This window comes from Corynebacterium kefirresidentii (assembly GCF_016599755.1).
GTDB classification, from domain to species: domain Bacteria; phylum Actinomycetota; class Actinomycetes; order Mycobacteriales; family Mycobacteriaceae; genus Corynebacterium; species Corynebacterium kefirresidentii.
This window is the reverse complement of sequence record NZ_CP067012.1, coordinates 543,723-555,775: the sequence shown is the minus strand read 5'-3', so window position 1 is coordinate 555,775 and position 12,053 is coordinate 543,723. Positions and strand designations below refer to the sequence as shown.

Annotated in this window: 8 protein-coding genes; 1 reads left to right on the top strand and 7 read right to left on the bottom strand. The window is 61.2% G+C overall.

The genetic code is table 11. The features are described from left to right. Positions 1–215: 215 nt before the first annotated feature. From purL to purS, 3 genes are read right to left on the bottom strand one after another with little or no spacing between them, the layout of a single operon-like run. Positions 216–2,525 (bottom strand): phosphoribosylformylglycinamidine synthase subunit PurL, encoded by a 2,310-nt coding sequence (gene purL, locus I6I12_RS02790; RefSeq protein ID WP_200288662.1) that lies wholly within the window; start codon positions 2,523–2,525, stop codon positions 216–218. Between the two features lie 13 nt (positions 2,526–2,538). Next, on the bottom strand, positions 2,539–3,222 hold the full coding sequence (gene purQ / locus I6I12_RS02785; protein WP_200288661.1) for a phosphoribosylformylglycinamidine synthase subunit PurQ: 684 nt from the start codon (positions 3,220–3,222) through the stop codon (positions 2,539–2,541). Further along, positions 3,223–3,465 carry a phosphoribosylformylglycinamidine synthase subunit PurS gene (purS, locus tag I6I12_RS02780; protein WP_049360085.1) on the bottom strand — a complete coding sequence of 81 codons (243 nt, stop codon included), beginning with the start codon at positions 3,463–3,465 and terminating at the stop codon, positions 3,223–3,225. It abuts the gene before it with no gap. A 231-nt stretch (positions 3,466–3,696) separates the two neighbouring features. Here purS and I6I12_RS02775 point away from each other — a divergent pair, with 231 nt between their 5' ends. Beyond that, on the top strand, positions 3,697–6,462 hold the full coding sequence (locus tag I6I12_RS02775) for an ExeM/NucH family extracellular endonuclease (protein WP_200288660.1): 2,766 nt from the start codon (positions 3,697–3,699) through the stop codon (positions 6,460–6,462). A 213-nt stretch (positions 6,463–6,675) separates the two neighbouring features. Here the strand turns inward: I6I12_RS02775 and I6I12_RS02770 are convergent, their stop codons facing one another. The 4 genes from I6I12_RS02770 to purB form a co-directional block, all read right to left on the bottom strand. Then, positions 6,676–7,359: a DUF2334 domain-containing protein gene (locus I6I12_RS02770; RefSeq protein ID WP_023019880.1), complete on the bottom strand. Its 684-nt coding sequence runs from the start codon at positions 7,357–7,359 to the stop codon at positions 6,676–6,678. A 56-nt stretch (positions 7,360–7,415) separates the two neighbouring features. Then, on the bottom strand, positions 7,416–9,539 hold the full coding sequence (locus I6I12_RS02765; RefSeq protein ID WP_200288659.1) for a S9 family peptidase: 2,124 nt from the start codon (positions 9,537–9,539) through the stop codon (positions 7,416–7,418). Positions 9,540–9,591: 52 nt separating this feature from the next. After that, positions 9,592–10,485, bottom strand: coding sequence for a phosphoribosylaminoimidazolesuccinocarboxamide synthase (locus tag I6I12_RS02760; RefSeq protein WP_200288658.1), 894 nt, complete (start codon positions 10,483–10,485; stop codon positions 9,592–9,594). 116 nt (positions 10,486–10,601) lie between these two features. Further along, on the bottom strand, positions 10,602–12,032 hold the full coding sequence (gene purB, locus I6I12_RS02755) for an adenylosuccinate lyase (RefSeq protein WP_200288657.1): 1,431 nt from the start codon (positions 12,030–12,032) through the stop codon (positions 10,602–10,604). Between the last annotated feature and the right edge of the window lie 21 nt (positions 12,033–12,053).

Here is a 12,053-nt window from a genome sequence, read left to right as displayed (position 1 = left end):
GAGTAGTGGATATTTTGAAGAGGGACACACCCACGGTAGGCCGCTGACGTTACGGAAAGGTTGCCTGAAAGGAAAATGATTGAAAAGAACTCGTCCCGACGCTGTTCTCTATAAGGCCGAGCCTTTGTCCCGGATCCTAACGAGCATAAAAAGCCCGGCCGAAGCCGGGCTTTCCGCATTGTCGCTTAGTTGCGTTTGTCCAACGCCGGGAGTTTTTACTCCACCACGGAGTTAGCACCCACGGCATGGTCGAAGAGATCCGGCAGGGTGGCGGACCAGGCAGAGACCAGCTGGGAGATGGCGACGGATTCGCCGCCGAGGGTCAGTGCGCCGGTTTCGGTGGTCTCACCCACTATGGCGGCTGGGATGCCCAGCTCGCCAGCGCGGGCAAGCACCTGATCGGCGCGGTCGGCGGTGGTGGCCACGAGCACGCGGGAGGCAGACTCGGAGAAAGCGGCGACAAACTCGTCCTCGTGGACCGCGGTGAGGTCCAGGTTGAGGCCGAGGCCGGCGCCGTCGGCAGTAGCACCGGCGCGCTTTGCCATCTCAAAGGCGGTGACGGCAAGGCCGCCCTCGGAGATATCGTGCGCCGCGGTGAGCAAATCATTGCCGTGGAAGAACTCGGCCAGGCGCTTCTCGTTGGCCATGTCCACCTGCGGCGGCAGGCCATTGAGGGAGGAAGCCTCGGAGGTATCGGCGCTGACCTGCTGCCAGATTGAGCCACCAAACTCGTCCTTGGTCTCACCCAAGGCGATAAGTACTTCCTTCTCCCCCACGGTGCCCAGCTCATTGCCAATGGCCTTGTGGACGTCATCGATAACGCCCAGCACACCCACCACCGGGGTAGGCAGGATCGGCTCCTCGCCGGTCTGGTTGTAGAAGGAGACGTTGCCGCCGGAAACGGGGATGGAGAGCTCCACGGCGGCGTCGGCAAGCCCATGCACTGACTCGCGGAACTGCCACATAACGTCGGGGTTCTCCGGGGAGCCGTAGTTTAGGCAGTTGGTAATCGCGACGGGCTTCGCACCGGTGACGGCGACATTGCGATAAGCCTCCGCCAGCGCGAGGCGGGCGCCCATGTTCGGATCCAGCTTGGTGTAGCGGCCGGATGCATCGGCGGACACGGCCACGCCGCGGCCGGTCTCCTCATCGATGCGCAGCACGCCGGCATCCGCATGGTGAGACTGGACGGTATTGCCGCGCACGTAGCGGTCATACTGGTTCATGATGAAATCGCGTGAGCACAGCGACGGGGAGGAGACGAGCTTCTGCAGGGATTCCACCAGACCACGCTTGTCGGTGCCCTGGTACTTCTGCAGCTCGTCCTGCCACTCCGGGCGGGCATAGGGGCGCTCGTAGACCGGGGCTTCGTCCGCGATGGTGCCGGCGGGAGCATCCACGACGACCTCACCCTGGTGGCGGATAACCAGGTGATTGCCCTCGGTGACCTCGCCGATCTCGGCGCAGGTTACATCCCAGTGCGCGCAGATTTCGCGGAACTTCTCCACGTTCTCCGGAGACACAACGGCGCACATGCGCTCCTGGGACTCGGAGGCGAGGATCTCAGCCGCGGTCATGTCCTTCGCACGCAGCGGAACATTATCGAGGTTGACCTCCATGCCGCCATCGCCGGCCGCTGCCAGCTCCGAGGTAGCGCAGGCCAAGCCCGCACCGCCAAGATCCTGGATGCCTACGACCACGCCGGCGTGGTAGAGATCGAGGCAGCACTCGATAAGAACCTTCTCTGCGAAGGGGTCGCCCACCTGTACGGCCGGCAGCTTGCGCTCGGCGCCGTCCTCGAAGGTATCGGACGCCAGCACGGATACACCGCCGATGCCGTCCAAGCCGGTGCGGGAGCCGAAGAGCATGACCTTATTGCCCTTGCCGGACGCAAAGGCCAGCTTCAAATCCTCCACCTTGAGGGTGCCCACACACAGGGCGTTGACCAGCGGATTACCGGAATAGGTCTCATCAAAGACGGTTTCGCCGCCAATATTGGGCAGACCCAGGGAGTTGCCGTAGCCGCCAATACCGGAGACCACGCCGGGCAGGACGCGCTTGGTATCGGGGGCGTCGGCAGGCCCAAAGCGCAGCTGGTCCATTACGGCAATCGGGCGAGCGCCCATGGCCATGATGTCGCGCACAATGCCGCCCACGCCGGTGGCCGCGCCCTGGTAAGGCTCCACATAGGAGGGGTGATTGTGGGACTCCACGCGGAAGGTCACCGCGTTGCCGTCTCCGATGTCCACCACGCCGGCGTTCTCACCGATGCCAGCGAGGATCTTCTCCCCCATCTCCTCAGTCATGGTCTCGCCAAAATAACGCAGGTGCGTCTTGGAAGACTTATAGGAGCAGTGCTCGGACCACATAACGGAGTACATGGTCAGCTCCGCATCGGTAGGGCGGCGGCCCAGAATATCGTGGATGCGCTGGTACTCGTCATCCTTCAGGCCGAGCTCCGCGTAGGGCTGCTGCTCATCCGGGGTGGACTGTGCCTTTTCTACGGTGTCATTATGAACGGTCATTAAAGTGGCCTCCTTAAACCGCCGGCGCCTGGGCGACGGCCTTGATGGCGGATACGAAAAGTCCCAGTCCGTCGGTGGATGGGCCGGTCAGCGTGTCAATGGCGTGCTCTGGGTGCGGCATGAGGCCCACGATGCGGCCAGATTCATCGCTGACACCGGCAATGCCGTTGACAGAGCCGTTGTAGTTATCGGTATAGCGGAAGACCACGCGGCCCTCGCCTTCGATGCGGGCAATGTCATCATCGCCGGCCTGGAAGCGGCCCTCACCGTGCTTGGCCGGCACCAAAATCTTCTGGCCCTGCTCAAACTCGCTGGTCCATGCGGTGGTGGAATTGGCCACCTCCAGGTAGGTATCGGTGCAGTGGAAGTGCAGGCCCTTATTGCGGGTCAGCGCGCCCGGCAGCAGGCCCGCCTCGGTCAAAATCTGGAAGCCATTGCAAATGCCAAGCACCGGCATGCCCTGCTTCGCACGGTCAATAACGGACTGCATCACCGGCGCAAGCGCGGAAATAGCGCCCGAACGCAGGTAGTCACCATAAGAAAAACCGCCCGGCACTACGACCGCATCCACGCCGTGCAGATCGCTATCTGCGTGCCAGAGGCTTTTCACCTCTGCGCCGGCGGTGCGGGCTGCGCGAGCGGCATCCACATCATCCAGGGTTCCGGGGAAAGTGATTACTCCGATTGTTGCGGCCACTTACTTGACCTCCAGCCCAACAACCTCGTAGTCCTCGATGACGGTATTGGCCAGCAGTGTGGCGGCTACCTTATCTAGGTCCTCTGCGGTTACAGAGTCGTCGACCTCGATTTCGAAGCGCTTTCCCTGGCGCACATCGCTGACACCGGATACCCCGATGCGACCCAGCGCGCGGACGACGGCTTGGCCCTGCGGATCCAGAATTTCCGCCTTGGGCATGACATTGACAACTACACGAGCCATGAAAATATTGCCTTACTGTATGGGGCTTTGGTCTGCGCGGCTTAGTTTAGTTGGCACCCCCTGCTTTTACCTAGACTCACCCCCGCAGTGTGGGTTTCACCCCGCTTGGGCAAACTCTACGTGAACCTCAAACAACGCTCTGGCAAACTCCGGCGTGCGCTCCACCCCGCCCCGGCGCGGCGATCTACTAATAGACATCGCACACTATCGCTCTCATTTAAGGTTGAATCTATGTCTTCTCGTCGCCTAGGTGCGCTGGCGCTCGCCACCGCCTTGTCTACTGCCGCCCTTGCTGTACCCACTGCCACGGCTGCCACCGACGGTTCCGCCGCAGTCATCTCAGAGGTCTACGGGGGCGGTGGCAATAAGGGCGCTGCCTTCACCCATGACTTCATCGAGCTCTATAACCCCACCGATGCCCCGATTGACCTGAGCGGCTATACCGTGGAGTATTTCTCCGCCTCCGGCAACACGGGCGGCAAGGTAGTGCTTTCGGGCACCATCGCCCCGCATGGCTACTACCTCGTGCAGGGAGCGGCCGGCAATGGAGCGGGCGATGCACTGCCTACCCCAGATGCCGAGGGCAACCTCAACATGTCCGGTTCCAAGGGCTCCGTGCAGCTTGCCGACGCCACCGGATCCCCCATCGATGCCATCGGCTACGGCGCCGCTTCCCTCAAGGAGGGCACCGCTGCTGCGGGTCTGTCCAATGCCAAATCCGCCTCTCGCGACGCCGAGGGCACCGATACCGATGACAATGCCGCCGACTTCACCAGTGGCGCTCCCACCCCGACTAATACCGGTAATAAGGCTCCCTCCCCTCAGCCTGAGGATCCGGCCGAGCCCGAGCAGCCAGCTCCCGAAGGCGTGACCGCCATCGCGGATATCCAAGGCACCGGCGCTGAGTCCCCGCTTAAGGACCAGACCGTTACCACCGAGGGTGTTGTCACCGGCGTGTGGAGCGAGGGTGGCCTCAATGGCTTCACCATCCAGACGGGCGGGACCGGCGCCGAGGCTACCGATGCCTCCCAGGCCCTCTTCGTGTACATGGGTGATAAGCCAGCCGACCAGTACCCGGACCTCGAGGATTCCGTTGCGGTCACCGGCAAGGTCTCCGAGTTCTATGGTTCCACCCAAATCACCGCCGCCGAGGTCACGCAGCTCGATGCCCCGCTAGAGAAGGTCACCCCACTGAAGGTCGACCAACTTCCTGATGGCAACGAGGCCCGCGAGCCCTTCGAGCACATGCTCATCCAGCCCGGCGAGCACACCGTAACCAATAACTACGCCCTCAACCAGTACGGCGAGATTGGCCTTGCCCCTGGCAAGGAGGCCTTCCGCCAGCCTTCCGATATCTTCTCCCCTTCCACGGATCCCAATTCCGATATCCAGAAGCTGACCAAGGACAACGCCGATAAACTGGTCACCTTGGACGATGGCCGCACCCGCGATTACCTCAAAACCGACCAGGAAACCCCACTGCCATATATCGCCCAGGACGATGCCCACACCATCAAATCCCTGCGCACCACCGATATCGTCTCTTTCCAGCACCCGGTCATCGTGGGCTTTTCTCACGAGCAGTGGCGCTTCCAGCCCACCACCCCGGTTACCGGCAACACCGCGGGCGCAGACCTGCCCATCTCTTGGGAGGACTCCCGCGAGGCTGAGCTGCACGCCATCGATGACGTCAAGGGCGAATACACCATCGGCGCCTTCAACGTTTTGAATTACTTCACCTCCCTGGGCGAGGAATTCGGCGGCAGCGCCTACACCGACCGCGAGGGCAATAAGGTCACGGTCAACCGCGGTAAGACCCGCGGCGCCTATACTCAGTCCGCACTCGCGGACCAGGAACGCAAGATTGTCGCGGCCATCAACGGCCTCGATGCCGATGTCATCGGCCTTTCCGAAATCGAAGATGGCTACGCTGTCACCGGTGACTTTGCCCAGCGCGATAAGGCACTCAAGCACCTGACGGAAAAGCTCAATGAGGCCGCCGGCTCCGATAAGTGGGCCTTCGTTCCTTCCCCGTCCAAGGACGCCGTACCAGACTCCCCGGATGTCATCCGCACCGCGTTTATCTACCACAAGGATGTGGTGAAGCCTGTCGGCGAGTCCCGCATCTTCCAGGACGATCGCTTCACCGGCACCGCCCGCGAGCCTCTTGCCCAGGAATTCCAACCGCTAAAGGAGGGCGAGGAGTCCTTCGTTGCCGTGGCCAACCATTTCAAGTCCAAGGGCTCGGTGGCCAAGGGCGATGCCGATTCCGGCGATGGCCAGGGCAATAACCCGAACGTGCGCAACGCGCAGGCACAGGCCGTCCTCGATGCCCTCCACAAGCAGGAAGACTGGAAGGATAAGCCGCTTTTCGCCCTAGGCGATTTCAATACCTATACTCACGAGACCGCGCTCGACGTCTTCCGCAACGATGGCTTTACCGTGCCCGCCGAAAAATATGGTGCCGATCCCTCCTACCAGTTCTCCGGCCTGCTTGGCACCTTGGACCACGTGCTGGCAAACAAGGTAGCCACCGGCACGCTTGACGACGCCCAAGTCTGGAACATCAATGCCGACGAACCCGTCGCCTTCGAGTATTCCCGCCGCAACTACAATATCGTCGACTTCTACGATGACTCCCCGTTCCGCGCCTCTGACCATGACCCAGTCAAGGTCGGTTTCACCCTCGGTGCGGACGACTCCGCCGGCCAGCCAGACGATCCTGCGGATGATCCTGCAGATGATCCGGCGGATAAGCCTTCCGATAAGCCAGAGGACAAGCCGTCAGAAAAGCCCGGTAAGCCTGGCTTCGGTTCCAACTCCAGCACTAGCTCTGTCGGCGCCGGTATCGCCGCTGCCATCGCGGCTATCGCCGGCCTCGTCGCCATCCCCGGCTTCCTCGCTGTGACCGGCAATCTCCAGAAGGCCATCCCGGCCCCGATCTGGGGCATGCTGCCGCAAGAAGTAAAGAACTTCATCACCAGCCTGCAGCGCTAATCGCCCACAGACGCAGACCCCGCTCGCTTCGGAGAAATCCTAAGCGTGCGGGGTCTTAATTTTTGCGATTTCAACGATTTCGTCCATCTAAAACACTACAACCGTTGACGGAAACAGGGTATTAGATGGACGAAATCGTGCTACCGGACATAGACACCACCAACCATCCCCGCCACTTTTGTTCGCAGAACCTCTGACGAGGGAATGCGCTCCCTAATTTGGCAGGAAGGCGCCATAATCGGCAGGGGTCGCCCCAGCGTTAATAGCCCGGTCGGCAGCTTTGACGAAGTCATGGATCACCTTGCGGTCATCTAGGTTGCGGCCGGACACGGACAGGCGAACGGTATTGCCGCGCTGCGCGGACCGCTCTGCTGCACGAATGATGTTCTTGCGCCACCACTTAGCGGAGCCAAAGCCCTCGCCAAAGGACAAGTTACGGGCCTGGTGGAATTTGCCGGAATTGATCTGCAAAACACCGCGGGTAGAGGCTGCCACCTCAAACTTAAACTGTGGCAATACCTGCAGGGTGCCGGGAGACATGCGCCAGCGCGGCGGGGCGAAAATTGTGGGTTCGAAGCCGATCTTGGCCATCTGACGGGTCGCACCCGCGAGTCGCAGCTTTGCCTCGTGGGAGTCGAGATTCGCAAACTCTGCACGACGTCCCTGCACCGAGCGGTCGAAACCGTTGAGGATGAGTATGCGGCCGGCATCGGCTTGGTCTCGGAGCCAGCTTTTGGTGTCTTTATCTTTCGCAAGGTGCCAGTTGCCGTCGATATGCGGGGCAATAAGCAGGGAAACAGGAATCTCCTCTCGATCAAGGATCGAGAGGAGCCGGCTAGCCTGCTTCCGTGTGTCATCAAAGATGCTGGAGATCGATACCAGAAGGTGGCCATTCATAAGAAAAATTATCGCACAGGAATTTAGGATTCGCGCGCTGGCCCCCTATCCGGGTTTTACTTCTCCAGACCGGTGGCCTTATTGATCGTCCACGCATACTCGAAGGCGTTTTGGCGCCACTTTTCATAACGGCCGGACACTCCACCGTGGCCTGCAGCCATTTCAGTTTTGAGCAGGAACTCACCGCCGGTGGCCGTCGCTCGCAGCTGGGCAATCCACTTGGCCGGTTCAACGTAGAGCACGCGGGTATCGTTTAGCGAGGTAATAGCCAGGATGTCCGGGTAGTCTTTGGCCTCAATATTCTCGTACGGCGAGTAGGACTTCATGTAGTCATAGACCTCAGGATCGTGGTACGGGTCGCCCCACTCCTCCCACTCAGGCACGGTAAGCGGCAGTTCCGGCATGAGGATCGAGGTCAGAGGATCCACGAACGGAACAACGGCTTGGATGGCGGTAAAGCGGTCTGGGGCCATATTGGCGATTGCACCCATAAGCATTCCGCCGGCCGAACCGCCCTCGGCCACCATTTGGTCTGCGGTGGTCACGCCTCGGGCGATGAGGTCATCGGCGACGTCGATGAAGTCAGTAAAGGTGTTTTTCTTTTTGAGCATTTTGCCATCGTCGTACCACGTGCGCCCCATCTCGCCGCCGCCGCGTACATGGGCAACCGCAAAAATCATGCCGCGGTCCATCAGGGACAGGCGGGTCACGGAGAAGGCCGGATCCACGCTGACCTCATAGGAGCCATAGCCGTAGAGCAGAGTCGGATTCGGCTGGGTGCGGTCAAGATCGGCGCGATGAACAATGGAAACGGGGATGTCGGTGCCGTCGGCAGCCGTGGTCCACAAGCGGTAGGCCACATAATCATCCGGATTATAACCACCGGGAACCTCTTGCTCCTTGAGCAGGGTGTACTCGCCGGTGTCCACGCGGTAATCGAAAAGCTGGGCGGGCTGGGTAAAGGACACATAGCTTACGCGAAGCACCGGCGCGTCCCACTCCGGGTTACCAGATACGGAAACGGTGAAAAGCTCTTCGTTGAAGTTGAGCTCTTCGAATTCGCCGAAGCCGTCGTTAATGCGCATGATGGCGGCACGGCCGATGCCGCCGCGGCGGTAACCCACCACAATTTGGTCGCGGTAGGTATCCACGCCCTCGATGCGGGTGGTTTCCTTATGAGGCAGCAGCGCGGGCAGATCCCGAAGAGCGGGCAGCTCGCCGTCGGCCTTGGTATAGCCCACCTCGAAGTTGGGGCCGGTGGCATTGTGGGTGACAATCCAGTAGTTCTCGCCCTTGACGACGGCGTGATCGACGTCGTAGTCCACGCCGGATTCACGCTCCCACAGCAGGCGGAAGTCGCCCTCGGGGTTGTCCTCTTCGAGCACCCATACCTCAGAGGTCACCTTGGAGCTTATGCCAAGGAAGAGGTACTTATCAGAGCGGGCGCTGCCGATGCCGACGTTGAAGTGCTCGTCATCTTCCTTAAACACCTGCACGTCCTCGGACTGCGCGGTGCCTACCTTGTGGCGCCAAATGGTATCGGGACGCCATGCATCGTCGACGGTGGTGTAGAAAATAAAGCCGTCTCCGGCCCAGGTAGCGCCGTAAAAGATGCCCTCTAGGTGGTCGTCGAGAAGCTCGCCGGTCTCCAGGTCCTTGATGTAGAGTTCAAAGCGCTCATCTCCGGCAAAATCCACCGAATAGGCTAGGTAGCGGCCAGAATCAGAGATGGAGGCGGCACCGAGCGCGAAGAAGTCCTTCCCCTCGGCCAACGCGTTGGCGTCGAGGATAATCTCTTCCCCGTCCGGGGTGCCTTCCTCCGGGATAATCGGGGCGGTCCAGGGATCAGAACCCTCCTCTACCGGAAGGCGGCAGGAATAACCGTAGCTCTTACCCTCCTCAGTGCGACTGTAGTACCAGTAATCGCCGCGGCGGGAGGGCACGGACATATCAGTCTGTTTGATGCGGGACTTAATCTCCTGGAAGATATTCTCCGTCATCTCCTCCAAGTGCGCGGTCTTCGCCTTGGTGTAATCATTTTCGGCGTTGAGGTAATCCAGGGTTTCCTGGGATTCCTTATCGCGCAGCCACTCGTAGTTATCCACGAACTCCCGGCCGTGGAAGGAACGGGTCACGGGGTGGACGGCGGCTACGGGGGCGGAAAGATTCTCGTTGCTCATGCCGTCCCACTGTACGCGTGGCACCCCGTGGTGCGGGAGCTTCGGCGGGGAGTTAGTCCTCGGGCGAGAGGAAATCAGCGAAATGCTTGCCGGACAGCCGCTGATAGGCCTCGATGTAGCGCAGGCGGGTGGCGGAAACGACGTCGGCAGGCAGCTGAGGTGGGGTGCCGTCGGCGGCTTGGTCCCATCCGGAGGCGTCGGAAGTCAGCCAATTGCGCACATACTGCTTGTCGAAGGATGGCTGAACCTCGCCCTCGACATAAGAATCAGCCGGCCAGTAGCGGGAGGAATCTGGGGTGAGGACCTCATCGGCCAGCACGAGCGTACCGTCCTGGTCGAGGCCGAACTCGAACTTGGTATCGGCGAGGATGATGCCCTTGTCCTCCGCAAGCGCGGCGGCCGTGGAGTAGATGCGCAAGGTGGCCGCGCGTAGCTCCTCGGCGCGCTCGGCGCCTAGCTTGTCCACCACGTAGTCGAAGGACACGTTCTCATCGTGCTCGCCCTGTTCCGCCTTGGTGGCCGGGGTGAAGATGGGCTCGGGCAGGCGGGAAGCCTCCACGAGGCCATCTGGCAGCTCGATGCCACACACGGTGCCATTGGCCTTGTACTCCTTCAAACCGGAGCCGGTGAGAAAGCCGCGGGCCACACACTCGAAGGGCAGCATGTCCAATTTCTTGACTACCATCGCGCGGCCGAGGCACTCGGCAGGGATGCGCTCATCATCGAGCGGGCCGGCCAGGTGGTTGGGAAAATCGATGGAATCGAAGAAGAACTTCGAGGTCGCGGTCAGCACGCGACCTTTATCCGGGATGGCCGGCTCTAAGGCGTGGTCGTAGGCGGAGATGCGGTCCGAAACCACCATCAGCAGGGTGTTTTCGTCCACATCGTAGATATCGCGGACCTTGCCGGAGGCAAGATGGGTATATGAAGAAAGCTCAAGACGCATGGCTTTCATTCTAGCGCCCAGGGGTGGCGAGTAGGTTTCGATCAAATAAGCCCCGAAATCCGCGCGGGATCCGGGGACTATTTGATCGAATTGCGAAGGGAGCCGGAAAATGCGGGCTAGAGGATTTCGCCCGGGGTATAGGCGGCGGCCTTGGGGTGCTCGCCTACCAAGGCGTTAATGCGGTTGAGCACCTGGTTGACCTGGGACTCGGCAGCGCCGATGAAGGCGTGCTTATCGGCCAGGGCGGCCTCGAGGTCGGACTCGTCCATGGGCAGGCGGTCATCGGCAGCAAGGCGCTGGACCAAGTCCTGCTCGCCGCCGTTTTCGCGCATATTAAGCGCAACGGCTACGGCGTTTTCCTTGATGACCTCGTGGGCAGTCTCGCGGCCCACGCCGGCACGCACGGCCGCCATGAGGATGCGGGTGGTAGCCAGGAAGGGCAGGTAGCGCTCCAATTCGCGGTCAATCATGGCGGGGAAGGCACCGAACTCGTCGAGGACGGTGAGGAAGGTTTCGAATTGGCCGTCGAGGGCAAAGAAGGCGTCGGGAAGCGCGACGCGGCGGACGACCGAGCAGAAGACATCGCCTTCGTTCCACTGCTGGCCGGCCAGGTCTGCGGCCATGGTGAGGTAGCCGCGGAGGATGACCTGCAGGCCGCCGACGCGCTCGCAGGAGCGGGCGTTCATCTTGTGCGGCATGGCAGAAGAGCCGACCTGGCCTTCCTTGAAGCCTTCGGTGACGGTCTCATTGCCGGCCATCAGGCGGATGGTGGTGGCCAACGAGGACGGGGCGGCGCCGAGCTCCACTAGGGCGGAGATGGCGTCGAAGTCGAGGGAGCGTGGGTAGACCTGGCCCACGGAGTTGAAGATGCGGTGGAAGCCCAGGTAATCCGCGATGGCGGTCTCCAGGGAGGCAAGTTTGTCTTCGGAGCCGCCCATGAGATCCAGCATGTCTTGGGAGGTGCCCATCGGCCCCTTGATGCCGCGCAGCGGGTAGCGCGCGAGAAGGTCTTCGACACGCTCGATGGCCAGCAGCATCTCATCGCCGGCCGTAGCAAAGCGCTTGCCCAGGGTGGTGGCCTGCGCGGCCACGTTATGGGAGCGGCCGGCCATAACCAGAGACTGGTACTCGGCGGCATGACGGCCGATGCGGGAGACCACGGCAATGGCCTTATCGCGGATGATCTCCAGCGAGGTGTGGATTTGCAGCTGTTCCACGTTCTCGGTGAGATCACGGCTGGTCATGCCCTTGTGGATATGCTCATAACCGGCCAACGCATTGAACTCCTCGATGCGGGCCTTCACATCGTGGCGGGTCACGCGCTCGCGCTCCGCGATGGACTCGAGGTTCACGTCTTCCACCACGGCCTCGTAGGCATCGATGGCTTTGGAGGGGATGTCTACGCCCAAATCCTTTTGGGCGCGCATAACCGCAATCCAGAGCTTGCGTTCCAGGATGATTTTATGCTCCGGGCTCCAGATGCTGGACAGCTCTGCGGAGGCATAGCGGGAGGACAGGACGTTGGAAATCTTCTTCTTTTCAGCCACGTGACTATTATTCCATGCCTG

Excerpts from the sequence above, each read along its gene's own strand:
- purL (WP_200288662.1), bottom strand. The coding sequence starts at position 2,525 with ATGACCGTTCATAATGACACCGTAGAAAAGGCACAGTCCACCCCGGAT.
- purS (WP_049360085.1), bottom strand. The coding sequence starts at position 3,465 with ATGGCTCGTGTAGTTGTCAATGTCATGCCCAAGGCGGAAATTCTGGAT.
- I6I12_RS02775 (WP_200288660.1), top strand. The coding sequence starts at position 3,697 with ATGTCTTCTCGTCGCCTAGGTGCGCTGGCGCTCGCCACCGCCTTGTCT.
- I6I12_RS02770 (WP_023019880.1), bottom strand. The coding sequence starts at position 7,359 with ATGAATGGCCACCTTCTGGTATCGATCTCCAGCATCTTTGATGACACA.
- I6I12_RS02765 (WP_200288659.1), bottom strand. The coding sequence starts at position 9,539 with ATGAGCAACGAGAATCTTTCCGCCCCCGTAGCCGCCGTCCACCCCGTG.
- I6I12_RS02760 (WP_200288658.1), bottom strand. The coding sequence starts at position 10,485 with ATGCGTCTTGAGCTTTCTTCATATACCCATCTTGCCTCCGGCAAGGTC.